Annotated in this window: 22 protein-coding genes; 2 read left to right on the forward strand and 20 right to left on the reverse strand. The window is 63.5% G+C overall.

The features are described from left to right. Nucleotides 1-30: 30 nt before the first annotated feature. The 12 genes from ACN0X9_RS06725 to ACN0X9_RS06780 form a co-directional block, all read right to left on the reverse strand. Nucleotides 31-453, reverse strand: coding sequence for a helix-turn-helix domain-containing protein (locus ACN0X9_RS06725; protein WP_417486844.1), 423 nt, complete (start codon nt 451-453; stop codon nt 31-33). A gap of 77 nt (nt 454-530) precedes the next feature. After that, nucleotides 531-2153: an apolipoprotein N-acyltransferase gene (gene lnt, locus ACN0X9_RS06730; RefSeq protein ID WP_417486845.1), complete on the reverse strand. Its 1623-nt coding sequence runs from the start codon at nt 2151-2153 to the stop codon at nt 531-533. Then, the gene (locus tag ACN0X9_RS06735) at nt 2153-3043 is read right to left on the reverse strand and encodes a transporter associated domain-containing protein (RefSeq protein WP_417486846.1); all 891 of its coding nucleotides are present in this window, start codon (nt 3041-3043) and stop codon (nt 2153-2155) included. Before ACN0X9_RS06735 ends, lnt begins: the two co-directional genes overlap by 1 nt. Then, entirely contained in the window at nt 3040-3522 is a 483-nt protein-coding gene (gene ybeY, locus ACN0X9_RS06740) for an rRNA maturation RNase YbeY (RefSeq protein WP_417486847.1), read from the reverse strand. Before ybeY ends, ACN0X9_RS06735 begins: the two co-directional genes overlap by 4 nt. Beyond that, entirely contained in the window at nt 3519-4553 is a 1035-nt protein-coding gene (locus ACN0X9_RS06745) for a PhoH family protein (protein ID WP_417486848.1), read from the reverse strand. Before ACN0X9_RS06745 ends, ybeY begins: the two co-directional genes overlap by 4 nt. Beyond that, on the reverse strand, nt 4550-5920 hold the full coding sequence (gene miaB, locus ACN0X9_RS06750; RefSeq protein ID WP_417486849.1) for a tRNA (N6-isopentenyl adenosine(37)-C2)-methylthiotransferase MiaB: 1371 nt from the start codon (nt 5918-5920) through the stop codon (nt 4550-4552). The genes ACN0X9_RS06745 and miaB overlap by 4 nt, the downstream gene beginning before the upstream one ends. A 141-nt stretch (nt 5921-6061) precedes the next feature. Further along, nucleotides 6062-7348, reverse strand: coding sequence for a TCR/Tet family MFS transporter (locus tag ACN0X9_RS06755; RefSeq protein ID WP_417486850.1), 1287 nt, complete (start codon nt 7346-7348; stop codon nt 6062-6064). A 31-nt stretch (nt 7349-7379) separates the two neighbouring features. Next, on the reverse strand, nt 7380-7799 hold the full coding sequence (locus tag ACN0X9_RS06760) for a Fur family transcriptional regulator (protein WP_011644956.1): 420 nt from the start codon (nt 7797-7799) through the stop codon (nt 7380-7382). A gap of 37 nt (nt 7800-7836) precedes the next feature. After that, complete coding sequence (locus ACN0X9_RS06765) at nt 7837-8298, reverse strand: GNAT family N-acetyltransferase (RefSeq protein WP_417486851.1); 462 nt, start codon at nt 8296-8298, stop codon at nt 7837-7839. Further along, entirely contained in the window at nt 8295-8936 is a 642-nt protein-coding gene (gene tsaB, locus ACN0X9_RS06770; protein WP_417486852.1) for a tRNA (adenosine(37)-N6)-threonylcarbamoyltransferase complex dimerization subunit type 1 TsaB, read from the reverse strand. The genes ACN0X9_RS06765 and tsaB overlap by 4 nt, the downstream gene beginning before the upstream one ends. A gap of 63 nt (nt 8937-8999) precedes the next feature. Further along, a complete protein-coding gene (locus ACN0X9_RS06775; protein ID WP_417486853.1) occupies nt 9000-9563 on the reverse strand; it encodes a NifU family protein in 564 nt (187 codons plus the stop codon). 68 nt (nt 9564-9631) lie between these two features. Continuing rightward, entirely contained in the window at nt 9632-10108 is a 477-nt protein-coding gene (locus tag ACN0X9_RS06780) for a universal stress protein (RefSeq protein ID WP_417486854.1), read from the reverse strand. A gap of 72 nt (nt 10109-10180) precedes the next feature. On the opposite strand from ACN0X9_RS06780, the gene ACN0X9_RS06785 reads away from it, so the two are divergent. Next, nucleotides 10181-10801, forward strand: a complete 621-nt coding sequence (locus tag ACN0X9_RS06785) for a hypothetical protein (RefSeq protein ID WP_417486855.1) — start codon at nt 10181-10183, stop codon at nt 10799-10801. A 62-nt stretch (nt 10802-10863) separates the two neighbouring features. Here the strand turns inward: ACN0X9_RS06785 and ACN0X9_RS06790 are convergent, their stop codons facing one another. The 5 genes from ACN0X9_RS06790 to mutS form a co-directional block, all read right to left on the reverse strand. Continuing rightward, nucleotides 10864-11415, reverse strand: a complete 552-nt coding sequence (locus tag ACN0X9_RS06790; protein ID WP_417486856.1) for a copper chaperone PCu(A)C — start codon at nt 11413-11415, stop codon at nt 10864-10866. A gap of 123 nt (nt 11416-11538) precedes the next feature. Continuing rightward, nucleotides 11539-12576, reverse strand: coding sequence for a tryptophan--tRNA ligase (gene trpS / locus ACN0X9_RS06795; protein WP_417486857.1), 1038 nt, complete (start codon nt 12574-12576; stop codon nt 11539-11541). Nucleotides 12577-12637: 61 nt separating this feature from the next. Continuing rightward, complete coding sequence (gene murJ / locus ACN0X9_RS06800; protein ID WP_417486858.1) at nt 12638-14182, reverse strand: murein biosynthesis integral membrane protein MurJ; 1545 nt, start codon at nt 14180-14182, stop codon at nt 12638-12640. A 2-nt stretch (nt 14183-14184) separates the two neighbouring features. Further along, nucleotides 14185-16998 (reverse strand): [protein-PII] uridylyltransferase, encoded by a 2814-nt coding sequence (locus tag ACN0X9_RS06805; protein WP_417486859.1) that lies wholly within the window; start codon nt 16996-16998, stop codon nt 14185-14187. Nucleotides 16999-17030: 32 nt separating this feature from the next. Continuing rightward, complete coding sequence (gene mutS, locus ACN0X9_RS06810; RefSeq protein ID WP_417486860.1) at nt 17031-19724, reverse strand: DNA mismatch repair protein MutS; 2694 nt, start codon at nt 19722-19724, stop codon at nt 17031-17033. Nucleotides 19725-19823: 99 nt separating this feature from the next. Between mutS and ACN0X9_RS06815 the strand changes: the two genes are divergently transcribed. Continuing rightward, nucleotides 19824-22109: an NADP-dependent malic enzyme gene (locus tag ACN0X9_RS06815; RefSeq protein ID WP_417486861.1), complete on the forward strand. Its 2286-nt coding sequence runs from the start codon at nt 19824-19826 to the stop codon at nt 22107-22109. A gap of 9 nt (nt 22110-22118) precedes the next feature. Here ACN0X9_RS06815 and ACN0X9_RS06820 read toward each other — a convergent pair whose 3' ends face one another. The 3 genes from ACN0X9_RS06820 to ACN0X9_RS06830 form a co-directional block, all read right to left on the reverse strand. Beyond that, nucleotides 22119-23648 (reverse strand): MFS transporter, encoded by a 1530-nt coding sequence (locus ACN0X9_RS06820; protein WP_417486862.1) that lies wholly within the window; start codon nt 23646-23648, stop codon nt 22119-22121. Nucleotides 23649-23767: 119 nt separating this feature from the next. Then, a complete protein-coding gene (locus ACN0X9_RS06825) occupies nt 23768-25741 on the reverse strand; it encodes an ATP-binding protein (RefSeq protein WP_417486863.1) in 1974 nt (657 codons plus the stop codon). A 139-nt stretch (nt 25742-25880) separates the two neighbouring features. Further along, a partial coding sequence (locus tag ACN0X9_RS06830) for an ATP-binding protein (RefSeq protein WP_417486864.1) occupies nt 25881-26335 on the reverse strand: 455 nt, incomplete at its 5' end.

Here is a 26335-nt window from a genome sequence, read left to right on the forward strand (position 1 = left end):
GGCTCGGCTTGCACCGGGAAAGTCAGCATTTCAGGCGCCGGCATCCTCATCTTCATCAGCCAGCGTCCGCACCAGTTCCAGGACCCGTTTGCGGACCTTTGGATCCTTGATACGGGAGAACGACTCTGCCAGCGAAACCCCGTCCACACTCTGGATGAAATCATAGACAATTGGCGTCTGGTCATCCTCGGCCATCCCGGTCAGGGTCGAGCGTTCACCCATGCCCTCGAAGAAGAACTGGACCGGAACCTCCAACACGCGGGACATCCGGTATAGCCGACTGGCGCCGACGCGATTGGCGCCTCGCTCGTACTTCTGGACCTGCTGGAACGTCACACCGAGATCGTCACCCAGGCGCTCTTGACTCATCCTGAGCAATTGCCGGCGCAACCGGATCCGCGAGCCGACATGGATATCGATCGGATTGGGCTCCCGGGGATTCACCTTCGGCATTGAGTCACCTCGTTCAGGTTGAACCAAAGAGCGGGTCAGCCCCCACAATTTAGCACAATCCGCGGCCTGCGATCCAATCAACTCGCTTCACGACTGGACCCTGAAGTCTCGCGCATGCCGCGGAAACGCTGCCAGGCCATACCGATCAGGACCAGCAGACAGAACGCCAGGAAAGGCGCGTCGCCCCAGAAGGAGTAGGGGGTCCGGCCGAGTTCTCCGGGCAAGCTGACGTCGCGCACTCCCTCACCACTCGGATCCAGCGTCGCCACCGGTCGTCCAAGCGCGTCGACGACGCCGGAGACGCCCAAGGCGGCGGAGCGGACCATCGGCAATCCGCTCTCGATGCTGCGATAGCTGGCCTGGTTGAAGTGCTGGCGCGGCCCGGCGGTCGGACCGAACCAGGCATCATTCGACAGGTTGTAGATCCAGCTCGCCCGCTGGTCGGCCGACCGGACGAATTCCGGGAAAATCGCCTCGTAGCAAATGAGCGGCAGCATTCGCGGGGCACCGGGTACATCGAGGACGCTGGCTCCCGGGCCCGGCGTGAACTCATACCGCGCCAGATCCTGCAAGGCTGGAATGCCGGTCATGGCCATCACGCCGGAAAGCGGCGTGAATTCGCCAAACGGGGTCAGACGCACCTTGTCATAGAGAGCGGCTATCCGCGGCGTACCCGATTCATATCGCAAGGCAGCGAGGGTATTGAAGTAGCGGAGGCCCTGCCCGTCCGAAGCGCGCCGATTGACCCCGGCGAGCAAGGTTTGCCCTCCTGTCAGCGTATCGCCGATCCGGGCCAGCGTATTGCCATCCTCCAGCATGAAGGTCGGCAACGCGCCCTCCGGCCAGACGACATGTGTCACCGCGTCGATCCCGTCCCGTGCCGTCAGCGCCAGGTAACGATCGCGTGTCAGCGCGACGCCGCCTTCACCCCATTTCAGGGATTGCGGAATACCGGCCTGCACCAGCCGTATCGTGACCCCGGGCACGTTGTCCGGCGGGCTGGCGGCCAGGCGGATGGCGCCCGTGGCCAACACGATCATGGATATTCCCAAGGCCGCAAATGTTGGCAGAGTCCGACCCAATTCCAGGCGCGGCGTGATCGCCAGCAAGGGCGCGGTCAGCACAAACACTGTCAGCAGGCTGAGGCCATAAACGCCGAACCAGGACGCGGTCTGACTGACCAGACCTCCGGCGGGCCAGACATAGGCTGGCAGATTCCAGGGCAGACCGCCCAGCACATGCCCGCGCAGCCATTCGGAGAACGCCAAAGCTGCGGCAAAGACAAGAACTCGCCAGACCGAGCGGGGCGCGATCGCAACATAGATCACTCCACCAATGCCCCAGAACACCGCCATCAGGGCTGCGAGCGCGGGCAGGGCGAGAGGCGCCAGGATCTCGACGCCATTGCCACGGGTCAGGAAGGCATAGACCACCCAGGACATGCCGGCGATGAAATAGCCAAACCCGAACAGAAAGCCGCGCAGGAAAGCGCTTTTCAGGGGACGGTCAAAACGTCTCGACCCATCCAGGGCGGCGAACAGGGTCCACAGGCCCAGCATCAAGGCGGGAACGACGTGAAGAGGCGCTGCTGCCAGCGCGCTGAACAGGCCGGCAACGACCAGCACGGCCCTCGGCCGCCAGCCGGATCGGCTGGCCAGCCAGGTGCGCGGCCACCAGATCAGGAGGTGGGCACGCCGCATCAGCTCACGTCCGGACTGTCCGGTTCGGTGACCGCAGGTTTGGGCCGCTTGTGCGGCGCCCTTACACGCATGCGCTTGATGCGCCGCGTATCGGCCTCGATGACCTCGAACTCATAGCCGGTCGGATGGCGGATCACTTCGCCGCGCTCGGGCACGCGACCGATCAGCGTGAAGACCAGCCCGCCCAGGCTGTCGACGTCCTCATCTTCGTCCTCGGCCGCAATTTCCTCACCGACGACGGCTTCAAAGGCGTCAATCTCGGCGCGCGCCTCAACGTCCCAGACGCCCGGCCCACGAGACCGGATCGCCGGGGTTTCCTCGTCGTCATGCTCGTCTTCGATATCGCCGACGATCGGCTCGATCAGGTCTTCCAGCGTCACCAGCCCGTCAGTGCCGCCATATTCATCCACCACCAGGGCGAGATGCATGCGGCGCCCCTGCATCCGACGCAGGAGGTCAAGGGCCTTCATGGACGGCGGCGCAAACAAAAGCGGACGACCGATGGACGGCAACACCTGTTTGTGGGCCCAACCGGCCGGACGCTTCCCGGAAGCACCCGGCGCCAGATGGCTGACCACGTCCTTGATGTGAACAACGCCGACCGGATCATCCAACGTGTCGCGATAAATAGGCAGACGCGAATGCGCTGCCTCGGCAAAGATTTTCGCCAACTGCCCCAGTGGCGTGGCGACATCAACGCCGATGATATCCGCCCGCGGGACCATCACGTCGGCGACCCGCAGCTTGTCCAGCGCGTCAGCCTCGATCGAATGTGGTGCAGACTGTGCCGGTTGCGCGGCAACGTCATCCGGCGAACGCGAAACAGAGCCAACAAGGCGTGACAACCAGGAGCGCGAATTGGGAGCGGATGGAGAAGGCGTGTCGGTCATTCTGATAGCAGGGCAGCGCCCGGATCCTCATTGGCATAGGGGTTGGCAACACCGAGACGGGCAAGCACACGGCATTCGAGCGCTTCCATCTCTTCGGCCTCATCGTCGTGCTGATGGTCATAGCCTTGCAGGTGCAAAAAGCCATGAACAACAAGGTGGCGGAGATGGTCCGCCAGATCGATGGCGCGACCATCGGCCTCCCGCATCACCACGCCGTGGGCAATGGCGATATCGCCGAGGTGATTGTCGGCATGTTCGCCGGCCGGGAAGGACAGGACATTGGTCGGCCCCGTCTTTCCGCGAAACTGTGCATTCAAGACAGCGATTGCCTCATCGTCGCCCAACAGGATTGCGACAACACCCGGTGCCCGGTCAGGCAATTCCATGCAGGCCGCAGAGATCGCCTGCTCGACGAGGCGGGTCTTGCCCTCCAGCGATGACCAGGCGTCACCTTCAACAATCAGATCAACGGCGTTCATCGCGGTTGCGCAGGGCCGGTTTTGCGCCGCGCATCTTCCTCATAGGCTTCAACGATCCGCGCCACGAGATTGTGGCGCACCACATCAACGCGCGAAAACCGCGTGATGGCAACACCTTTGGTGTTGGCGAGGATATCGAGGGCGTGCGGCAGGCCGGACGGGTCGCGCGGGCCGAGATCGCACTGGCTGGGGTCGCCGGTCACAGCCATGCGTGAACCTTCGCCCAGGCGAGTCAGAACCATCTGCATCTGGGCGCGCGAGGTATTTTGCGCCTCATCAACGATCACAAAGGCCCGGTTGAGCGTCCGGCCGCGCATGAAGGCGATCGGGGCGACCTCGATCCGGCCGTCCTCACGCATCTTCTCCAGCTGGCTGCGCCCCAGCGTATCGGCGAGGGCGTCCCAGACCGGGAGAAGATAGGGGTCGACCTTCTCATTGAGGTCGCCGGGCAAGAAGCCAAGCTTCTCGCCCGCCTCGACCGCCGGCCGGGTGATGATCAGCTTCTCGACCTTGCGCTGAACCAGCATCGAGGCGCCATAAGCCACGGCCAGAAGCGTCTTGCCTGTGCCGGCCGGCCCGACGCCAAAAATCAGGTCATAGGCTTTCTCGTTCTTCAGCGATCGGACATAGGCGCGCTGACCCTCGGTGCGGGCAATCAGGCTGGAGCCGCGCGGCACCCGGATGACACCATCATCGACCAGGCCTGGCGATTCCGCATCATCATGCATGCGCAGTGCCGCCCGCACGGCGGCCTCATCGCAGGTCAGCCCGTGTTCGAGACTGGCATATAGACGCTTGAGCACCCGTTTGGCTTCGTCGCGGGCACTGCTGTCTTCCGCCGTGATGACGACCTGGCCACGACCCGGCGCGCTCATCGAGACACCCAGATCCTCTTCCATGATCATCAAGAAGCGATCGCCTGCGCCGGCCATGCCGCGCAGGCGCTCGACATCCTCGAAATACAGGCTTTCCGATGCCGCCTTGCGGGGTTTGGCTGCCCGCTTGCGGGCCGGGGGACGCGAACCGGTCACGCAGCACTCCGTTTCGAACCGGTCAGTGAGCCGGACAGCGAATTGCGTGAAGCGGCTTCGATCCGGACCTCGCCGATTTGGCCGATCAACTCGGCCGGGCCCTCGACATGGACCGATTGCAGGTAGGGGCTCCGCCCATGCAGCTGGCCGTCCAGGCGTCCCGGCTTTTCGAACAGGACCGGCAAGGTCTGGCCAATCATGCTTTCATTGAATGCGGCCTGCTGGTCGCTGAGCAACTCCTGCAGGACCGCAAGTCGGGCCGACTTCACGCCCTCATCGACCTGGTTGAACATGGCCGCACCCGGCGTGCCCGGCCGCTTGGAATACTTGAACGAGAAGCAGGACGCGTAATTGACCCGCCGGACCAGATCGAGCGTCGCTTCGAAGTCAGCATCAGTCTCGCCGGGAAATCCGATAATCATGTCGCCTGAGATGGCGATATCCGGACGCGCCGCGCGCAGCCGATCAATGATCGCGATATACTCTTCCGCCGTGTGCTGGCGGTTCATCGACTTCAGAATCTTGTCCGAACCCGCCTGAACCGGCAGGTGGAAATACGGCATCAGCTTGGGCGTATCGGCGAAGGCCTGGATCAGGTCTTCGTCCATGTCGCGCGGATGCGAGGTGGTGAACCGGATCCGTTCGATACCACCGATCAGGGCAACATGACGGACCAGCTTGCCCAGCCCCCAGGCACCCTCGTCTTCGCGGCCCGACGGCGGCGCGCCATGGAAGGCGTTGACATTCTGCCCCAGCAGCGTGACTTCGCGGATGCCCTTGGCGGCCAGCGCCCGGATTTCGGCGACGATCTGATCGACCGGGCGCGACCACTCGGCGCCGCGCGTATAGGGAACGACACAGAAGGTGCAGAACTTGTCGCAGCCTTCCTGCACGGTGACGAAAGCCGAATAGCCCTCGACCTGGCGGTCACTGCCGAGGCGGTCAAACTTGTCCTCAACCTCGAACTCGGTATCCAGCGCTTCGCCCTTGGCGCGGTGAGCCTGGGCGATCAGCTCGGGCAACTTGTGATAGGTTTGCGGGCCGACAACCAGATCAACGACCGGCGCCCGTTTCATGATCTCGGCACCTTCGGCCTGGGCCACACATCCGGCGACCGCGATCGTCATGCCGCCGGATGCGGCCTTCTCATCCTTCAGCGGACGCAAGCGGCCCAACTCGGAATAGACCTTCTCGGCAGCCTTCTCGCGGATGTGGCAGGTGTTGAGGATAACGAGGTCAGCACCCTCCGGCGTATCCGCGGACTCATAGCCAAGCGGCGTCAGAACGTCCTTCATCCGGTCGGAATCATAGACATTCATCTGACAGCCATAGGTCTTGATGAAGAGGCGTTTGCGCGTCGTGCTCATGAATTCCACAAGACCTGTCGGACAGGCCCTCAATTGTCGTGCGGGACCACTGCCATCATGGCAGCAGCCGGAAAGGCGCGGGTTATGATGGATATGGGGCCTGAACGCAAGGCCTGCCAGTCGATCCGACCGGCAGATCCCTTACTCCGCCGCGTCGGTGGCCGGTCTTGCCACCGCCACCGCATCCGCTGGCTCTTCCCTGGTCGGACCTGGATCATGCCGCCTGGCGCTGAGGCCTATGAACAGCGCCAGCAAGGTCAGGCCCGAGGCAACGAGAAACGGCATGCCGGGCAGGGTAATGATCGCGGCATCATCAGAAAAGTGCGAGAAAATGCGGGACATGACGAGTGGCCCGATGATCATCGACAGGCTTTGAAGCGATGTCATCGCACCCTGCAGCTCGCCCTGGGCATTGGCTGGTACGATCCGGGACATGACCCCCTGGAGGGCGGGCTGTCCGATGCCGCCAAGCGCCGCAAACACGATAATCGCATAGACCATCCACCCGGCTGTCGCGAGCCCGTAGAGCGCGTAGGCGATCACGGCCAAGCTGAGCGACAGGGCAATGGCCCGCCATTCGCCCAGCTTGGGCACAAGAATGCGGGTCAGGCCGCCCTGTACGATGGCTGAGGTCAAACCGACGGCCATCAGCGACAGCCCGATATCCCCCGAGCTCCAGCCAAATTTGAAGTCGGTATAGTAGGCCCAGATCGCCGGGTAGACTGAATGGCCCAGCAGCATCAGGAAGATGGCGAACATCAAGACCAGAACAGCCGGGTATTTGCGCATCTGCAACAGCGAGCCCAGCGGATTGGCGCGCATGATGTCGAAGGAACGCCGATTCTCGGGCTTCAGAGTTTCCGGCAGAACGATAATGCCATAAATGAAATTGGCGCCGGCGAGAGCCGCCGCGGCGAAAAAGGGTGCTCGCGGCCCGAAGCTGTCACCCAGAAATCCGCCAATCGCCGGCCCCAGCGTAAAGCCAACACCGAATGCCGCGCCAATCAGACCAAACCGCGCCGCCCGTTGCTCAGGCGGGGTAATGTCGGCAATGAACGCATTGGCGGTTGAATAGCTGGCACCGAATATGCCGGCGAGAATTCGGCCGACAATCAACAACCAAAAGACCGGTGCAAACCCCATGATCAGATAGTCGATGGCGAACCCGCCGAGCGCTGCCAGCAGGACCGGTCGGCGACCGAAACGATCGGACAATCCGCCAACGATCGGGGCGAACACGAATTGCATGCCGGCGTAGGAGACCATCAGCCACGCGCCCAGCACGGCCGCATTGTTGGCTTCCAGACCGGTCAGCTCCTCGATCAGATCCGGCATCACCGGGATGATCAGGCCAAAGCCGATCATGTCGATCAACACGGTAATGAAGATGAAAATGATCGCGTGTTTGCCGGGCGTGCGCGCGGACATGGCCTCTCCTCGAAACCGGTCGGACAGACGCCTAGTCGTCGGCACCCTTGAGAGGCACGCCGTAAAGTTCCAGCCGGTGATCGACAAGCTTGTAGCCCAGCTTGCGGGCAATCGCTTCCTGGAGCCGTTCGATTTCCTCATTGACGAACTCAATGACTTCACCGGACTTCAGATCGATCAGGTGATCATGGTGTTCATCGCCAACTTCTTCATACCGTGACCGCCCGTCCCGGAAATCATGGCGCTCGATAATGCCCGCTTCCTCGAACAGGCGGACCGTGCGGTAAACGGTCGCCAGGGAAATGCGGGGATCCTCGTCGGAAGCACGACGGTGCAATTCTTCCGCATCGGGGTGATCGTCAGACTGCGACAACACACGAGCAATGACCCGGCGCTGGTCCGTCATCCGCAGCCCTTTGGCGACGCAAAGCTTCTCAATCCGATCCGGCATGATCATTCCCCTGATAGACAGGACGAGAAATAGGCGGTCACGGGCCGGTCTGTCCATCTTTGCGCAGCCATTTTTCGAGCACACGCGCATCGCTGCCATCGCGATAATAGCCCTTGCGGCGCGCGACCTCTGCATATCCGGCCCGTTGGTAAAGGGCGGCAGCACCGGGATTGTTCTGGGAAACTTCCAGAAAGATTCGGGCGACCCCTTGATCAAAAAGGCGGGTTTCTCCTGCTGTCAGGAGAATGTCAGCCAGTCCACGTCGGCGGTATGCCGGGTCTGTCGCGAGCGTCAGCAACTCGGCTTCATCCAATGCCTGGCGAAACAAGGCCAAAGCCGCGTACTTGCCGTCCACCCGACAAGCCAGCCCGATGCAGCCGGGCAGGTTGAGCAATGAACCGATTTCCCGGGCCGACCATCCGGCATCAAAGCAGCGCGCGTGCAAGGCGGCCAGAGGCTCGGCGCTGGACGCCCATACAGGCTCGGCTGCCAGCATCATGCCGGGGTCACGCCGCCAGGCAGTTTGGCGTCGGGCGGTCGCGCATAGAAAGGTGAGGGCGGATTGGATCGCGCGTCGAGTTCGCCGGTCATCGCCAGCATCATTGCGGGATCAATGGTCGACACGCCCAAATCGATGAAGCCCGGCGGCAGCAGGTGCGCGCCTGATCCGGTCACCGCACATTCCGGCCCACCCAGATCAGCAATACGGGCAGGAAGGTCGCCGACCCCGAGCCGCTCCGGCGCCCGGGCGACACCATTGTGCCACAGCTGCATGATCACCTCGCCACGCTTGGCATCATGCAGCACGGCCAGCGGACCTTTAGAGTTCGCCTGGCGGGCCAGAACCGCAAGATTGGATATTCCGATACAGTCGGCGTTGCAGGCCAGCGCCAGTCCGCGCGCGAAGGCGGCACCGACACGCGTCCCGGCGAAACTGCCCGGCCCGACCGTGACGCCGATACGCGACAACGATGTGGGGGTCGTCAACGTCTCAGCCAGAAGCGCCTCGACCATCGGCGCGAGGCGTTCAGCGTGCCCGCGACCGATCCGGTCGCTGAGCACCCGCTCGCTTCCGTCGGAAAGGCGCAGCGCGGCCGTGCAGTTTTCGCCGGTCGTATCAATGGCCAAGCAAGTCATGACCGCCCTTTAGCGGATATTCCGCGCCAGGTCGAAGGCATGACGCGGTTGGCGCGGGCCGCGCTACTCGACCGCTTCGACCGACTGGATTTCGGGAATATAGTGCTTGAGCAGGTTCTCGATCCCCGACTTCAGGGTCATCGTCGAGGACGGGCAGCCCGAGCAGGCGCCGCGCATTTTGAGCCGCACGATGCCACTGTCGGCCAGATAGGAGTGAAACAGAATGTCGCCGCCGTCCTGCGCCACCGCCGGCCGGACCCGAGTGTCGATCAGTTCGATGATCTCCTTGACCAGGCCTTCATTCTCGCCGGCATAATTGGCGTGCCCGGTCTCGTTGGTCTCCGCGCCGACAAGGGGGCGTCCGGACTGCAGTCCGTCCATGATCGTGCCGAGCAGGAAAGGCTTGATGTGATCCCATTCATAGGCGTCAGTCTTGGTGATCGCGATGAAGTCCTCACCAAAGAACACACCTGAGACTCCATCGACCAGGAACAGGTCGGCCGCCAACGGGGCGCCGGCGGCGTCTTCCTCGTTCTCGAACTCACGCGGTCCGTCCGGCGCGATTTCGCGGCCAGGCAGGAATTTCAGCGTGTTCGGATTGGGCGTCGCTTCGGTCTGGATGAACATGGCAGGGCCTCCTGCTGGTCACTTGGCGCTCTTTCGGGCGCCATTCAACCACACTTGGTTTGTGGTTATCAGACGAGCGCGTCGATTTCTTGCGAGTCCATGTCGCCAGGGACAACCGTCACCGGTACCGCACGGCCGGAGAACAGCCCCTTGCCGCGCGCCAACGCCGAGACAAGCGGTCCTGGCCCCTCTCCATTCGCAGAGGCCGCCAGAACCAGGAGCGAGATAAGAGGCTCGTCCTCGAGCAACTCGGACAACACAGCGCGGCGGTCACCTTCCCGCAAGAATAATTCCGGCCGCTCGCCGGTCACCGCCTCGGCATCCTCCGCCATGGATTCAAGGAGTGTTTCAGCCGCCATTTCAGCTTCCCGCTTCGCGGTCTCGGCCACGCCGATCCAATGACTGAAATCACCGGGCTCATGGGTCGCCAGGATGGCGACATGGGCACCCGTCGCCTGGGCACGCCGGGCCGCAAAATAGAGCGCCGTCCGGCATTCCGAACTGTCGTCGGCAACAACAAGGAATTTGCGAGTGCTCTGTGGCATGGGCGGAGTTTGGCGCCTGCCGCACGACACGTCCAGCTATTCATGCTAACCCCCGCCGCGAAAGAGGTGATCATGGCTTTGACGACACTGAGAGACCGCAGGAACGCCCGCGCCCCGCTGTTGACCCTGACACTCGACGACACGGTGCTGCTCTGTCGCGAGGCGGATGCGGACAGTGAGGGAGCCGCGCGCGCCACGATCGCGCTTGATGATGTGCGCCAGCTCCGCCTCTCGGTCGAAATGGCCGGACAAGCCAGCCAGGTCGTGTGCCGGGTGACCGCCAGCAATGGCGACGAAATCGCCTTCGGATCGATGCGGTGCACCGGCTTGGGTCAATGGGAGGCCAATGCCCGGGACTTCCAGGCATTCCTCTGCGCCTTGCACGCGGCGCTCGAGAACCGCACCGGCCCCGTAGCCTATATTGAAGGCTCGTCGACCAAATTCCTGACCCTCATGACCGCGCTTGGTGGACTGCTGACGGCGCTGGGCGCCGGCGTCTTCACCAAGCTCTTCCTGATCGATGAAAACGCGATCGGCCTGGTCCTGATACCGGCGATTGCGCTGGGCGTCTGGATGATGCGGCTGTTCTGGCCGCGCGCGCCGAAAGATTATGACCCCGCGACCTATATCAAACCGTTGGAAGCGGAAACCTCAAGCGGCACAAAGCCGGAAGACGCCAGCTTGGCAGGATAAGAGGGTTCGGTAACACTTCGTTAGCCCTGCCCTAGGCGCGCCCTGCCGTCAGCCAAACCCGCTCAGTGGCCGGTCGGCTCAGCCGGCGGCGCCGCCTGGACCGAAAACTCAACCGGCACCTCGCCCGCACGCTCAAACACCAAAACACCGGTGGCGATATCACCTTCCGCGACGGCTGCTAGCCCGTGCACCATGAGATGCAGGCCGCCCGGCGCGAAGACCAGAGGCGTGCCGGCATCAAGGCGCTGCGGACCGACCGGGCGCATGCGCATCATGCCCTGATCGTCCATTGTATGCCCGTGCAGTTCGACCCGTTCAGCGCCATCAATGCGCGCCTCGACAAGTCGGTCCACCTGCCCGTCACTCAAACCGGCCACAAAATAGGCCGCCGTCACATCGCGCCCCTCAGGGTGGGGCCGCATCCAGGCCAGCCGCACATCGATGACCGGCATCACGCCGTCATCAGCCAGAGGCGCGCCGTCATCGCTCGAGGGCGAAGCGTGATGCATGCCTTCATGGCCGTCCGCGGGCGTTTCCGTAACATGCGTGTCGGTCCCGCCGCAGGCCACCAGGGCGAGCGCCAAAAGGCATGGGAAAATGGCTGTTTTCATCATGGTGTCCTCATCAATGCCGGCGGCGGATACACGCTTGAAAACGACCCGGGGCGACACGAGCGAAACCACCGCATGTCGATGCTCTATTCGATTTTCAGCCAGACCGGGAGTGCGGCAAAAAGCCTATCCCCAAAACCCGATCGCCGCTTTCGCTTCGGCAATCACCGGTTCCGCCACCTCGCGCGCCCGATCCGCGCCCTTCTGCAGGATCCGGTCAATCTCGGCCTGCTCGGCGATCAGCCGACGATATTCGTCGGAGATCGGGGCGAGATACTCGACCGCGACCTCGGCCAGGGCCGGTTTGAAGGCGCCAAAACCCTGGCCGCCATATTCGGCCAGTACGGAAGCTTTGGATCCGCCGGTCAGGGCTGCGAAAATGCCAACCAGGTTGGAGGCTTCCGGACGGCCATCCAGACCGTCAACCGATTCCGGCAGCGCTTCGGGATCGGTCTTGGCCTTCTTGATCTTGCGGGCAATCGTGTCGGCATCATCCTCGAGATTGATCCGGGAATTGTCCGACGGGTCCGATTTCGACATTTTGGCGGAGCCGTCACGCAGACTCATGATGCGGGCGCCCGGGCCCTGGATGAGCGGCTCCGTGATCGGGAAGACCGCTTTGCCCTCACCGAAATCCCGATTGAAGCGGGCCGCAACATCACGGCACAATTCCAGATGCTGCTTCTGGTCATCGCCGACCGGCACATGGGTCGCCTTGTAGACCAGGATATCGGCGGCCATCAGGACCGGATAGGTCAGCAGGCCGACCGAAACGCGCTCCCGGTCCTTGCCACCCTTGTCCTTGAACTGGGTCATCCGCTCGGCCCAGCCAAGCCGGGCAACACAATTGAGGATCCAGGCCAGCTCGGCATGGGCCGGAACTGCAGACTGGGCGAAAATCACATTCCTTTCCGGGTCCAGGCCGGCGGCAAGGTAGGCGGCCGTCACGCGGCGAACCGCATCCGGCAAGGCCTTGGCATCATGCGGCATGGTGATGGCGTGCATGTCGACCACGCAATAGATGCGCTCGGACTCATCCTCGTCCTGCATCGCCACCCAGTTTTTCAGAGCACCAAGATAATTGCCGAGGTGCAGGCGCCCCGTCGGCTGCATGCCTGAGAAAATGCGTTTCGGGCCTTGGTAGGCGGTGGGTGTGTCGCTCATGGGATGGCCTTGCGGATAGGACGGACTGGGACATGCGTCTTAACCAGCGCGGGCCTTGGCCTCAAGAGCGCTTTAGCGCGCCGCGCACCTCGGACGGCCGCAAGGCGCCCGTCACCAGCGCGGCAACGCCATAAACACCGAGACCGCCAGCGCAGACAACGAGCAGCGTCACCAGGGTCGAGTCAAACAGATAAGCCCGCAACACATCCGCATAATGCTCCGCCACCAACAGAGAGCCCGCCATTGCAGCGCAAGCCAGCAGAATCCGGGGCAGCTTGCCCAGCAGCCGGATATCCGGCTCGAGAAGGCCACGACGACTCAACGTCACGGCGAGCAAGATCATGTTGACCCAACCGGCGACCGCTGTGGCGATGGCCAGGCCGGCAAAACCCAGGGGTCCGAAAAACAGGCCGAGTCCCAGAACCAGGTTCACTGCAACACCGATCGCGGCGAACTTCATCGGGGTCATCGTGTCTTCCCGGGCGAAAAATCCCGGCGAAAGGACCTTGATCAGAACGAAGGCCGGAAGGCCCACAGCAAACGGGATCAGCGCCTGGCTGACCATCACCGCATCCTGAGGTGTAAAGGCATTGCGCTCGTAGAGGCCTGTGGCGATGAAGACCGGGATCGTGGCCAGGGCCGTGGCTGCCGGCAGGGTCAACGCCATGGATATCTCAAGTGCCCGGTTCATCGCATTCGACGCGGCCTGGGATTCACCCGCCCGCACACGCGCGCTCAGGGCTGGCAGAAGCACCACGCCCATGGCAATGCCGACGACGCCCAATGGAAGCTGGTAGAGTCGATCGGCAAAATAGAGCCAGGATTTTGCACCTTCCTCGATGGTCGCAATGGACGAGGTCACCAGGATATTGATCTGGGTCACTCCCGCAGCGATCGCCCCGGGAATGCCCAGCACCACCAATCGCCGTACACCCGGCGTCATGCGAGGCAGGGAGACGGACAGTTTAAGGCCGGTCGCACGACAAGCGGCGAACAGCCAGGCCAATTGCGCGACACCGGACACACTGATCCCGACCGAAAGGTGCAAGGCGAGTTGTTCACCGCTGGCGGGAGAAATCACCAGAACACCAATCAGGATCAGGTTCAGCAGCACGGGCGCGGCCGCCGCAACGGCGAACCTGCCGTGGGAATTGAGCACGCCGCTCAACATCGCGCTGAGCGACATCGTCATCAGGTAGGGCATGGTGATCTGGGTCAGCAACACAGCCAGCCGGAACGGTCCCGGTTCACCAACAAATCCCGGCCCCAGCGCATACATCAACCACGGCATCAGAAGTTGGGCGCCGACAACGAGGACCACCATCGTGGTGAGAAGCACCGACATGACCTGCCGGGCGAACCGGATCGCCTCATCCTGTTCGCCGCTCTCAAGCTTGCCGGCATACAGCGGCACGAAAGCGGAGTTGAACGCGCCTTCCGCAAATATCCGCCGGAAGAGGTTCGGGAACTGGAAGGCGGTCAGGAATACATCGGTAATCACACCGGCGCCCAGCGAGGCGGCCAACAGCATTTCGCGGACGAGGCCGAGCACACGGCTCGCCATGGTCAGGACACCGACAATGGCCGTCGAACGCAGAAGCCGCATCGCTACCTCAATACACTGGCCCGGGCACGGGCAAACCCGCGCTGTGCGGCTGTCTTGTCAAATTCGGTCTCGTTCTCGGAGAACACCGCCAACAACCCGTTCCGGACGCGCTGGCCGACGGCGTCATCGACCAGCTTGTCGCCGCCGCTGGTGACATAGAACACGTCTGTCGCCCGTTCGCCATATCCATCAATCTGCGCCGAGGTCAGAGCGAGACGCTCGTCAGCCAGAACGTCGGCCAGGTCAGCCAACAGGCCCGGGCGATCACGACCGGAAGCCTCGATCACGGTTGCATGCTCGGCAACCTCATTGGAAATGGTCACATTCGGTGTAACCCGGAACGCGGCATCGCGCCGTTTGAGCGGCGCTGCCGGCCGGCGACGGACGACCGTTTCGCCGGTCGCAACTTTCCGCAGATACTCCACAAGCGCCTGGCGCTGCACCGCATCGTGCTTGCCATAGGGCTGACCAGCGGCGTCCTGGATATAGAAAATGTCGAACACCTGCTGCGAAGCAGTCGTGTTGATCGTCGCGCCCACGACATCGGCCCCGGCCTCGGCGAACGCCGCGACGATATCAGCGAAGACCCGATCCCGGTCCGGTGACCAGATCATTACTTCTGTCGCGGCCCGGCGACGGTCGACCCGAACCGCTGCCGAGGTCTGACGACCGGCATCGCGCGCATGTCGTACAAAGGCGGCATGCCGGAACCGGTCCTCCTCTGAAAACGTGGTCCAGTACGCATCATTGAGCTCGGCGGTCCACCAGGCAGCGAACGTCGCATTGACCCGTTCGAGACGCGGACGAATCCGGTGTCTGGCGAGTTCCGCCTTCTCGGCGAGGGTCTCGCGGGCAAGCTGGAGATTGTCGCCATCACTCGACAGGACCTGTTCGGTCGCCGAATACAGCTCGCGGATCAGCTGGCCTTTCCAGCCATTCCAGACGCCGGGCCCGACCGATCGGATATCGACTACTGTCAGGACCGTCAGCAGGCGCAAGCGCTCGACCGTTCCGACCGCCGCAGCAAAATCGGCCACAGTTCTCGGGTCGGACAGGTCGCGGCGTTGCGCCGTGTCGCTCATCAACAGGTGAGAGGCTATCAACCAGGATACCAGCTCGGTTTCCGTGTCGCCCAATCCCATGCGCTCGCACGCCGTCACGGCCCGCGCCGCGCCCTCGATACATTGATCGCCCGCCCCCTTGCCGGTGTCATGCAACAGGACCGCCAGATGAAGCGCCCGGCGGTTCTGGATCTGGGGTACCAGCTTGGTCGAGAGCGGATGGTCCAGCGGGTGAAGACCGTCCTCGATTTCCCGCAACAGGCCGACCGCCTTGAGCGTGTGCTCATCGACCGTATAGCGGTGATACATGTTGAATTGGGTGCGAGCGACAATGTCGCCGAATTCAGGCAGATAGCGTCCTAGAACCCCGGCTTCGGTCATCATGCGCAACACCGCCATCGGCGCGGCGCTGTCGAGCAATACCGCGAAGAAGGCCCGGGCTGCGCGCGGCGCGCGACGGAAATCATCATCGATCAGGTGCAGGGTCCGGCCGATCCTCGCCACGGCCTCGGGATGCAGGTCCAGCCGCCGCGACGCGGCAACATGGAAAAAGCGCATCAGGCGGATCGGATCCTCGCGAATCTGGGTCGCGTGGGCAAAATCAAGTCGTCCGTCCCGCACAATGAATTCGCCGACATCGGCATCCTCGGCCGCCTCCATCCCGGGCGGCAGAAAACGCGCCAACCCCTTCGGCTTCGACTTCCAGGCATCGGCTTCAAGTTTGGCACAAACCAGACGCGTCAGGGCACCGACATCCATCGCCGTCCGGAAATAGCGGCGCATGAAGCGCTCGACACCACTGTCCGTCTCGCCATCTTCAAAACCCATCCGCGCCGCGATCTCGGGCTGGACGTCAAATGTCAGACGTTCATCCTTGCCGCCGGCCAGCTCATGCAGGTGAAAGCGGACCGTCCACAGGAAATCATCGGCCAGGATGTACTTTGAGACATCTTCAACAGACAGCAAACGACTGCCAACCCAACGCTCGAACGCATCAGCTCCGTACAGGAATTGCGCCAACCAGCGCATCAGTTGCAAGTCGCGCAATCCGCCCTTGCCCGACTTCAGGTTCGGCTCGACCGTGTAGCGGGACCGGCCCGCCTTTTCGATCCGGGCGTCACGCTCCTTCAACTTGGCCTCGACGAAAGCAGGTAGATCGCCCGCGACAACCTCGTCACGGAATCGCTGGGACAGCAACGCCGTCGCCGCCTCGTCACCCGCCAGATGCCGCAGGGACAAAAGCGCCGTGCGTTCTGACGCGTCGACCCGGGTCAGAGCGATGGTCTCGTCAATGGTCCGGCAGGCACCACCACCGACATCGATTTTGAGATCCCACAGGGCGTACAGGAATTGCTGGAGGAACGCGTCCGTCGCGGCGCCAGCCTCTACAGGCTTGATCAGCATCAGATCAATATCCGAAGACGGGGCCAGTTCGCCGGCGCCAAATCCACCTTGCGCACACAGGGCGACGCCCGTCGATCCGGCTTCATCCGCTGCCGCCATGGAATCAAACAATGCGTGCAGGCAGACACAGAGGCCTTCCGACAGAAGGTGCGCCGCGATCGCGCCTCCGCCGGCGCCGGACAGGCTGTCAAACGCCTGTGTCCGGAACCGGTCGATGGAGGTGCGAACATGCGCCAGCGCTGCCGCACGGGCCGCCGGCGACTCCCATCCCTGTTGCGACAGGGCAGAAGCCAGTCGGGCCCGCAATTGCAGACCATCCAGGGAAGCAGGCAGTACGGGCATCTTCATCATGGAACCAATCTAGTGCACCGCAATCCTCGGCGTCACGTCTTCTTCGCGATAGCTTTCAGCGCATACAGGACCTCAAGCGCTTCTCGCGGGCTCAAGGCATCCGGGTCGATTTCTCCAAGACGCGTTTCGACCTCTGAATCAAATGGCTCCGGGTCCGGCTCGGCCAGCGCAAACAGCGGCAGGTCGGTCAGGGCCGCAGCGGGTGTTCCATCCGCTTCGAGTCGCGCCAGTATGGCCTGGGCCCGCTTGACTGCCACCCGCGGCAGCCCGGCCCGACGTGCGACCTCAATCCCGTAGGAGCGGTCCGCTGCGCCGCTGCCGACCTCGTGCAGAAACACCAGCTCGCCCTTCCACTCGCGGGCCTTGAGCGACACATTTCCCGCCGCGTCCAGATCCTCGGCCAGCCGGGTCAACTCGTGATAATGGGTGGCGAACAGGGCCCGGCAGCCGTTCACGGCGTGCAGGTGCTCGGCCGCCGCCCAGGCAATCGACAGGCCATCAAAGGTCGCCGTGCCGCGCCCTATTTCGTCGAGAATGACAAAGCTGCGGGCCGTGGCCTGGTTCAGTATGGCAGCGGTCTCGATCATCTCGGCCATGAAGGTCGAGCGGCCGCGAGCGAGGTCATCGGCAGCGCCGACACGCGAGTACAGCCGGTCAGCCACGCCGATCCGCGCCGCACGCGCCGGTACATAGCAACCGGCCTGGGCGAGCATCAGGATCAACGCATTCTGGCGCAGGAAGGTCGATTTACCAGCCATGTTGGGGCCGGTCACGAATGTCAGCCGGGCGGCTTCGCGGCCGGCGCCATCCAGATCGCAGTCATTGGGCGTGAACCGGCCATCGCCGGCCTTGGCCAATGCCCGCTCGACAACCGGGTGACGCCCACCATCGACATGGAAGACACTGTCATCGGACACCACCGGCCGGGTCGCCTCACAATCCTCGGCCCATTCGGCCAGTCCGGCGGCCACATCGAACTCGGCCAGCGAGCGCGCCGCAGCCCGGATCCGGTCCGCCTCGGCCTCGACCCGGTCGCGAAGACCGGCAAAGGCGTCGATTTCCATCGCCAGCGCCCGGTCACCTGCCGATGCAATCTTGGCCTCCAGCTCTGCCAACTCGGTGGTCGAAAAGCGGACCGCATTGGCCATGGTCTGGCGGTGAATGAAGCGCTCATCCCCCATCAGGGCGTCGCCATGCTTGGCGGTCACCTCGACAAAATAGCCAAGAACATTGTTGTGCTTGACCTTCAGGGCGCTGACCCCGACCGCCTCCGCATAGGTTTGCTGCAAGCCGGCAACCACACGCCGGGAGGCGTCGCGCAACTGCCTCAGCTCGTCCAGCTCGACCTGCCAGCCTTCGGCGATGAAACCGCCATCGCGAGCCAGCAGCGGGGGCTCATCGACAATGGCGCGCTCCAGCTCGGCCACCAATTCGGCCAACTCAGGCTTGTCATCCATCACCAGCGCCGTGAGGCCCTGGGCAATCTGGGCCGGTGGCGTGTCCAGAGTCTTGTCGAGCAGGCGGGCAGCGATGGTCTCGCCTTCCTGCAGGGCCGCAGCGAGGGATTTCAGATCACGCGGACCACCCCGTCCCAGCAGAAGGCGCGACAGGGCGCGCTCGGCATCGCCGGCCTGTCGTAAACGGTCGCGCAAATCACGTCGCTCGGCCCTGGCCCGCTCGAACCAGGCGATCGCATCCAGGCGTGCCTCGATTTCCGCGACATCTGTCAGGGGTCTGGCCAGCCGCTCGGCCAGCTTTCGCGCACCCGGCGCCGTCACGGTCCGGTCGATGGCGTCCAGCAATGACCCCTGACGTGACCCTGACAAAGTTCGCTCGATCTCGAGGCTGGCGCGGGTTGCCGGATCGATGGCCAGACAGGAACCTGCCGCAACCTGTCGCGGCGGCGCGAGCTTGGCTGGCGCACCAGCCTGTGACAGCGACAGATAGTCCAGCAAGGCGCCGAGTGCTGCGCATTCGGCCTTGGTAAAGTTTCCAAACGCAGTCAGTTCCTGGACCCGGAACTGATCTTTCAACTGCCGTTCCGCCGAGGCCGGATCAAACTTTGCCTTTGGCAGGGGTGTCAGGGTCGACCGAGGGGCCAGCATCGCGGCTTCGGCGAAGGCGCGCTCCTCGACCAGCAATTCAGCCGGGCTCATGGCGGCGATCTCGGCAGCCAGATTGTCGGTGGCCACCGGCGACACCCGAAAATCACCGGTCGAGACATCGGCCCAGGCCAGCGCGGCCTCCCCGGTCACCAATTGGGCCAGCGCCGCGATCCGGTTGGACACACGCGGATCCAGCAGGCTGTCCTCGGTCAGCGTACCCGGCGTGACAACGCGTGTAATGGCCCGTCGGACAACGGCTTTCGAACCGCCGCGGGCCTTGGCCGCCTTGGGGTCCTCCATCTGCTCGCCGACCGCAACCTTGAAGCCGGCCTTGATCAAGCGCGCGAGATAGGCCTCCGCGGTCGCGGCCGGAACACCACACATCGCGATCGGCTCGCCCTGGTGTTCCCCCCGCTTCGTCAGGGCAATGTCGAGCGCCGCCGAAGCCCGCACGGCATCGTCGAAGAACAGCTCGTAGAAGTCGCCCATGCGGTAAAACAACAAGGCATCGGCCGGCGCCTGGGCGCGCAGCTCGAGGAATTGCTGCATCATCGGGGTCGCGCCTTCACTGGAGGGAAAGGTGCGATCGCGCGGCACGGGGAGGGTCGACATGGCATTCATCGGCGCAGACGGTGGCGAGGTTTCGCCTTGCGTGCAAGGGTGCGAAGCGGCTAGAGCGCTGTAACCCCCGGGACTTCAGATCTTACAAGGACATCGGTGATGAACGACAGAACCAGTCGCGTCGAGGACGAGGATGCTCTCGCCTTCCACAAGGAGCCTGTTCCCGGCAAACTCGCCATGTCACCGACCAAGCCGATGGCAACCCAGCGGGACCTCTCGCTCGCCTACAGCCCCGGCGTCGCGGTGCCGGTCAAGGCCATCGCTGCCGATCCGGACAAGGTCTACGATTATACCTCCAAGGGAAACATGGTCGCCGTGATCTCCAACGGCACGGCGATCCTGGGACTGGGCAATCTGGGCGCCATGGCGTCCAAGCCGGTGATGGAAGGCAAGGCCGTCCTGTTCAAGCGCTTCGCCGATATCGATGCGATCGACATCGAGGTTGAGGAAGAGGATGCCGAGCAATTCATCGAGTGCGTCAAGCGGATCGGCAACACGTTCGGCGGTATCAATCTGGAAGACATCAAGGCGCCGGAGAGCTTCATCGTCGAGCAGCGCCTGCGCGAATTGCTCGACGTGCCGGTCTTCCATGACGACCAGCACGGCACCGCCATCATTTCCGCCGCCGGCATCATCAATGCCTGCGAGCTGACGGATCGTCGCATCGAAGATCTGACCGTTGTGGTCAATGGTGCCGGCGCGGCCGGGATCGCCGTGCTCGAACTGCTCAAGGCCATGGGTGTGCACCCGGACAATGCCATCCTGTGCGACAGCAAGGGCGTCATCCACAGCGAGCGCGACAATCTGAACCAGTGGAAGGCCGCCCATGCGGTCCAGACCGACAAGCGCACCCTCGCCGAAGCCGTCGACGGTGCGGATTGCTTCCTCGGCCTGTCGGTCGCCGGTGCCCTGACCCAGGACATGGTCAAGACCATGGCCAAGGATCCGATCATTTTCGCGATGGCCAATCCGGACCCGGAAATCACGCCGGAAGATGCCCGCGCCGTGCGCGATGATGCCATCGTCGCCACCGGCCGCTCTGACTATCCCAACCAGGTCAATAATGTCCTCGGTTTTCCCTATATTTTCCGCGGTGCGCTGGATGTGCGGGCCCGCACTATCAATGAAGAGATGAAGATCGCCGCGGCCCGGGCCCTCGCGGCCCTCGCCAAGGAAGACGTGCCGGACGAAGTCGCCGCCGCCTATCACGGGGCCCGTCCGACCTTCGGCCGCAATTACATCATTCCCTCACCCTTCGACCCGCGTCTGATTTCCTATGTGCCGCCCTATGTGGCCCAGGCTGCGATGGATACCGGCGTCGCGCGCAAGCCGATCCCGGACATGGCCGCCTATCGGGCCTCGCTGGCCCGTCGTCTCGACCCGACAGCCGCGCTTCTGCAGCGCATCCAGGGCGCCGTCATGGGTCACGGGCGCCGCATCGTGTTCGCCGAAGGCGAAGAGCCCGCGGTCATTCGGGCCGCCTACGCCTTCCAGAATCAGGAGCTGGGCAAGGCCGTTCTGGTCGGGCGCGAGGAAATTACCCGCGCCAACATGCGGCTGGTCGGCGTACCGGAGGACTCGATCGAAATCGTCAATGCGCGCCTGTCTGACCGCAATGCCGACTATTCGGACTTCCTGTACGGACGCCTGCAGCGCAAGGGCTATCTCAAACGCGACGTCCAGCGCCTGGTCAATAATGACCGCAACGTCTTCTCGGCCTGCATGGTCAAGCTTGGCGATGCCGACGGCATGGTCACCGGTACGACCCGCTCTTATGGCGCCGCGCTGAGTGACATTTCACAGGTGCTCGATCCGGCCGAAGGCCAGCGTGTGATGGGCATGTCAATCGCCCTGGCAAAGAACCGGACCCTCTTCATTGCCGACACCAATATCGCCGAATTCCCGGACGAAGAGGCACTCGCCGACATCGCCATCGAGACGGCAGCAGCCGCAAAAGGTTTCGGTTTCACGCCACGGGTCGCCTTCCTGTCCTATTCGACATTCGGCAATCCGTCCGGCGACCGCTCGGACAAGCTGCGCCGGGCCGTCCAGATTCTCGACGAGCGGGGCGTGGACTTCGAGTACGAGGGCGAGATGAATGTCGACGTCGCGCTCGACCCGTCACACCGCTTCCTCTACCCGTTCTCGCGCCTGAAGGGGCCGGCGAACGTGCTGGTCATGCCGGCGATCCACTCGGCGTCGATCGCCACCAAGCTGTTGCGCATGGCCGGCGGCGCCACGGTAATCGGCCCGATGCTGGTCGGCGTCGAAAAGCCGGTCCAGATCGCCCGGCTCGGTGCCTCGGTCTCAGAGATCACCACGCTGGCAGCGTTGGCGGCCTATGATCCGGACAAGCATGATGTGGAGAGCGGACTGTCGGAGTAGGGGGCAAGGCTATTCTGTCTGTCGTTCCGCGAATTTGTGTTCGCCTCTTGCGGCTGCCGGTCCGAACCGGATGACGACGGCAAGAAGAATGGCCGCCGGAATGGTCCAGGCCGCCGTGATTACAAAGAAGGCAACCCAGCCGACGGCGTCCGCCAGGACGCCCGAAAAACCCGACAGAAACTTCGCGAACAGGGCGTAGAATGAGCTAACCCACGCGTACTGGGTCGCCGCGCTTGCGGGATCAACCAAGCTCGACAGATATGCGATGAAGACCGTTGTGACAAAGCCGCCGGCCAGATTGTCCCCAACGATCGCGATCAGCAGCTTCCAACTCTCGTCGGGCTGCGCGGTCGCGGCCAGCCAAGCATAGGCGCCGTTTGTCACAAGTGTGATGACCAGCCCTATCACCAAGGCCCGCATCATGCCGATCCGCAGTGCCGTCACACCGCCCACAAACAGTCCAAACATCGTCGCCGCAAGGCCGGGGCCTGCCTGTATGCCGCCAACGACAGCGCGATCGAATTCAAGGTCTGAATACAAGGGCGAAGCCATTACCCCCATGGTGAAATCACTGATCCGATAGAGTGAAATCAGCGCGACCACCGGGATGATCCACCAACCGAGGCGAGCGAAGAAGTCCTTGAAGGGCTGCCACACGGCATTGACGACCTTCACCCCGAAACTGCCCTCAAGGGCCCGGCGTCCAACACCGGCCTTTGGTTCCTTCATGAACAATACCAGGCCGGCCGAGATGGCCATCGCGGCGGCCATGACAAGAAATGAAACATGCCAGTTGGACCATTCGGATATCGCCAAACCCAGGCCGGACGTCATGTAGGCGATTCGATAGCCAAAGGAGTATGCCGCCGCCATCGTCGCTTGCATGTCGTTGGATGCCGACTCGATCCGCCATGCATCAATCGCGACATCCAGGGTCGCGCCGGAGTATGCCAGCAGCAATGCCGCAATAGCGATCGGAAGCAGGGTCGCGAGAGTTCGAAATACGGAGAGGGCCTCAAAGTGCTCGTCTTCTCTCACAAGCGACAACAAGCGTCGGTACTCTTCTTCCGGTAACTCCACCACCTGAGCGCCAAATTCGTCCAGAACCGCCTCGACCGGGTGGATCACATTGCCAATGACATCACCGGCACTTCGATCCGGGTCGGCTTCGGCGGTCGCCAGTGAGTCCAAAAGTACCTGATATTCGCCCACTTCGATCTGGGCCAGTCGCATGCCCGTGTCGTCACGGCGATAGGATGCCCCTGTAGGGTCCGTCGTCGCGACAAACCCGAGCGCGATGACCGTCCCAGCGATTGCGGTGACCATCCATGCCCGTCGAGTGCCGAGTCGCTTGGACAGAAGGGGTATTTTGACCCGGTCGACGACCGGAGCCCACAACCATTTGAGAGTGTAGGCCAGTGTGACAAAGTAAAAGAAACCAATGGTCGAACGATCTATCCCGGCATCGCGGAGCCAGTAGGATAACTTCTGGAAAACCATGTAGAGTGGGAGCCCGGACGCAAAACCCAGGATCAACATCGAGATCATGACCGGCGTCGCATAGACGACAAGGGATTGCATGAAAGTGCGCTGCCCCGCGACACCGGCTGTTTCTCGGAAGTTGGACATTAGCTTACCACTTCGGCAGGGGGACGATGTCAGCCCATGCTGGCGCGGTTTCCGGGGCGGCACAAGCGAGTGAGGATGTCGGCGAGCTTTTCGGCATCGAGGGGCTTGGTGAGGAATTCGTCCATCCCGGCAGCCAGGCAAAGCTTGCGATCGGCCTCGCTGTCATTGGCGGTGAGGGCGATCAGCGGCAGATGGCAGCCGGCCTCACGGGCCTGGCGGGCGACATCGGGGCCGTCCAGACCCGGCATGCGTTGATCTAGGAGGGCTGCGTCAACCTTGCCGGCCATCAGGATTTCCAACGCCCTGTCGCCACGATCTGCCGGCTCCACCTGCACACCCAGGCGTTCCAGCGATTTGCGGGCAATGAGCGCGTTCACCGGATCATCCTCCGCGACCAGGATGCAGAGGTTGGAAAGATCGGTCTGAAACGACGCCGCGCAGTCGGGCGCTGACGCGGCGGCCGGGTTTCCGGCATCCCTGTTGCCCAATTGGGTGGTCAGGGTCGAAGCCCGCACCGGCTTGACGAACCAGTTATTGTCTCCGTCGGCGACAAGATCCGGTCGCTTGGCTTTTTGAGCGGGCGTCACCAATTGCCAGGACTGGTCGGCGGGCGCGCTTTCGGCCCAGCCAGCGTCCCAGATGAGCTCCGTTCCGGTGGCGCGGGCGAGATCGTCCGGGCCCTCCAGCAGGCTGACGTCTGCACCGAGCGCCGTCAGCTGGTCCCGCAAGCTGTCGCGCAGGGTCGGGTTGTCACTTGCGACTGTGACGCGGCGGCCGGTCAGGGGCGTGTCGGCCCGCAATTCGAGGACAGGCAGATCGAAGATCAGCCAGAAGCGGGCACCCTCGCCGAGACGGCTTTCCACACCCATGGCACTGTTCATCGCCTCGGCCAGACGGCGGACCATGGCCAGTCCCAGCCCGGCGCCACTTTCCGCACCGTCCCGCTCGGCCGCGCCCCGTTCAAAATGTTCGAACAGGCTTTCCTGATCCGCTTCGGAAATGCCCGGGCCGGTGTCGCTGACCGAAAGCGCGAGGCGGTCTCGCCCCTCGCTGTCCGGGGCATTCGCGATGTCGATGCGGACCCCGCCAGACGCTGTGAACTTCACCGCATTGCCGATGAGATTGTAAAGGATCTGCTTGAGTCGCGCCGCGTCCCCCGTCACCCGCGACGGAGCGCCGTGCGCATGGACCACGCCTATTTCGAGCCCTTTTTCCTGCGCGCGCGGAGCCGCCAGTTCGACAGTCTCCCTGACCAGATCCGCGATATCGACGGTTTCGGGCCGCAACTCGAGTCGACCGGCCTCCAGGCGGGACAGGTCCAGAATGTCGTCCACCATCGCGAGCGCGTGGTCGGCCGAAGCCGCGATCGAGCGGACATAGTCGGCCTGGTCGGGCTTCAGGGCTGTTGCCTCGAGGAGGCGTGAAACGCCCAGGGCACCGGCGAGCGGTGTCCGCAGCTCATGGGTCACAGCCGCGAAGAAGAGCGACTTGGCGCGCTGGGACGCTTCCAGGTCTTCATGCGCCGCACGGCGACTGGTGACATCGCGACCGACGGAGACAACGCCGGCGCCATCAGGCAGCAGGCGCTCATCCCACTCAATCCAGATCGCGCCGCGCCGGGTGCGCATCAGCATCTCGTAGCGGCGGGAGTTTTGCGAGGTGACCGGCGGAGCGACCGAGAACCAGCGGCCGACCCAATCATCCCGCTCTCCGCCGAACGCTGCGAGGAAAGCCGAATTGACATAGCGGACCTGGCCGCCATTGCCGCGCACGAGAATGAGTTCTCCGGTGGCGTCCAGCGCGGTCAGAAGCAGGGCGTCGAGACCGGTGGCAAAGGGCGATGTGCGGACAGGCCCGGTCGGGCTTGCAGCCTCGTCGGCTCCGATGCCAGACAGGGGCGGGGCCTTCGCGTCGTCGGGACGAGCGGATACAGGGCGCCCAGACCCGACAGTTGAACCCGGCGTCTCTTTCACTGGTTGGCGGTCTCCGGGCTCGTCGGCCATGCCCTGTCCTCGAATACAATCCACGCACGTCATACCCGGTCCGGGTTAATGAAGCGTCGGCGGTGGCCCGGTTGCGGCCGGGCTTGATGCCACAACAACCCCTGCCGACCACCTGTCCGGCGACGGTCGGTCGCCCTCGCTACCCGGAGACGGCTTGAGCGGACGACTGCGACGCATCGCGCAATCCACGCCGACAGGACAGGGCTTCAGCAATATGGATGCGGCGAACAGCCTCCTGTCCATCGAGATCAGCGATGGTCCGGGCGACGCGCAGAATCCGATGATAGGAGCGGGCGGTGAGGGATTGTCGCAGGGCGGCTTCCTGCAAAAGAGCCTCTCCCGCCCGATCCGGCGCGGCAACATGATCGAGTTGATCCGTCGGCAGATGCGCGTTCAGGCGGCCGCGCTGGAGCTGGGCATCGCGCGCCGCGGCGACACGTGCGGCAGCCTCGGCTGTTCCGTCCGGTGGCGCCGGCAGGGCCAGGTCGGCCGGAGTGACCGGCGGCACCCTGACTTGCAGGTCGATCCGGTCAATCATCGGCCCGGATATCCGGGCCTGATAATCGATGGCGCAGCGCGCACCACGACGGCAGG

This window comes from Maricaulis sp. (assembly GCF_048268525.1).
In the GTDB taxonomy this organism is placed as follows: domain Bacteria; phylum Pseudomonadota; class Alphaproteobacteria; order Caulobacterales; family Maricaulaceae; genus Maricaulis.

Excerpts from the sequence above, each read along its gene's own strand:
- ACN0X9_RS06725 (WP_417486844.1), bottom strand. The coding sequence starts at position 453 with ATGCCGAAGGTGAATCCCCGGGAGCCCAATCCGATCGATATCCATGTC.
- lnt (WP_417486845.1), bottom strand. The coding sequence starts at position 2,153 with ATGCGGCGTGCCCACCTCCTGATCTGGTGGCCGCGCACCTGGCTGGCC.
- ACN0X9_RS06735 (WP_417486846.1), bottom strand. The coding sequence starts at position 3,043 with ATGACCGACACGCCTTCTCCATCCGCTCCCAATTCGCGCTCCTGGTTG.
- ybeY (WP_417486847.1), bottom strand. The coding sequence starts at position 3,522 with ATGAACGCCGTTGATCTGATTGTTGAAGGTGACGCCTGGTCATCGCTG.
- miaB (WP_417486849.1), bottom strand. The coding sequence starts at position 5,920 with ATGAGCACGACGCGCAAACGCCTCTTCATCAAGACCTATGGCTGTCAG.
- ACN0X9_RS06755 (WP_417486850.1), bottom strand. The coding sequence starts at position 7,348 with ATGTCCGCGCGCACGCCCGGCAAACACGCGATCATTTTCATCTTCATT.
- ACN0X9_RS06760 (WP_011644956.1), bottom strand. The coding sequence starts at position 7,799 with ATGCCGGATCGGATTGAGAAGCTTTGCGTCGCCAAAGGGCTGCGGATG.
- ACN0X9_RS06765 (WP_417486851.1), bottom strand. The coding sequence starts at position 8,298 with ATGATGCTGGCAGCCGAGCCTGTATGGGCGTCCAGCGCCGAGCCTCTG.
- tsaB (WP_417486852.1), bottom strand. The coding sequence starts at position 8,936 with ATGACTTGCTTGGCCATTGATACGACCGGCGAAAACTGCACGGCCGCG.
- ACN0X9_RS06775 (WP_417486853.1), bottom strand. The coding sequence starts at position 9,563 with ATGTTCATCCAGACCGAAGCGACGCCCAATCCGAACACGCTGAAATTC.
- ACN0X9_RS06780 (WP_417486854.1), bottom strand. The coding sequence starts at position 10,108 with ATGCCACAGAGCACTCGCAAATTCCTTGTTGTTGCCGACGACAGTTCG.
- ACN0X9_RS06785 (WP_417486855.1), top strand. The coding sequence starts at position 10,181 with ATGGCTTTGACGACACTGAGAGACCGCAGGAACGCCCGCGCCCCGCTG.
- ACN0X9_RS06790 (WP_417486856.1), bottom strand. The coding sequence starts at position 11,415 with ATGATGAAAACAGCCATTTTCCCATGCCTTTTGGCGCTCGCCCTGGTG.
- trpS (WP_417486857.1), bottom strand. The coding sequence starts at position 12,576 with ATGAGCGACACACCCACCGCCTACCAAGGCCCGAAACGCATTTTCTCA.
- murJ (WP_417486858.1), bottom strand. The coding sequence starts at position 14,182 with ATGCGGCTTCTGCGTTCGACGGCCATTGTCGGTGTCCTGACCATGGCG.
- ACN0X9_RS06805 (WP_417486859.1), bottom strand. The coding sequence starts at position 16,998 with ATGATGAAGATGCCCGTACTGCCTGCTTCCCTGGATGGTCTGCAATTG.
- mutS (WP_417486860.1), bottom strand. The coding sequence starts at position 19,724 with ATGAATGCCATGTCGACCCTCCCCGTGCCGCGCGATCGCACCTTTCCC.
- ACN0X9_RS06815 (WP_417486861.1), top strand. The coding sequence starts at position 19,824 with ATGAACGACAGAACCAGTCGCGTCGAGGACGAGGATGCTCTCGCCTTC.
- ACN0X9_RS06820 (WP_417486862.1), bottom strand. The coding sequence starts at position 23,648 with ATGTTGATCCTGGGTTTTGCGTCCGGGCTCCCACTCTACATGGTTTTC.
- ACN0X9_RS06825 (WP_417486863.1), bottom strand. The coding sequence starts at position 25,741 with ATGGCCGACGAGCCCGGAGACCGCCAACCAGTGAAAGAGACGCCGGGT.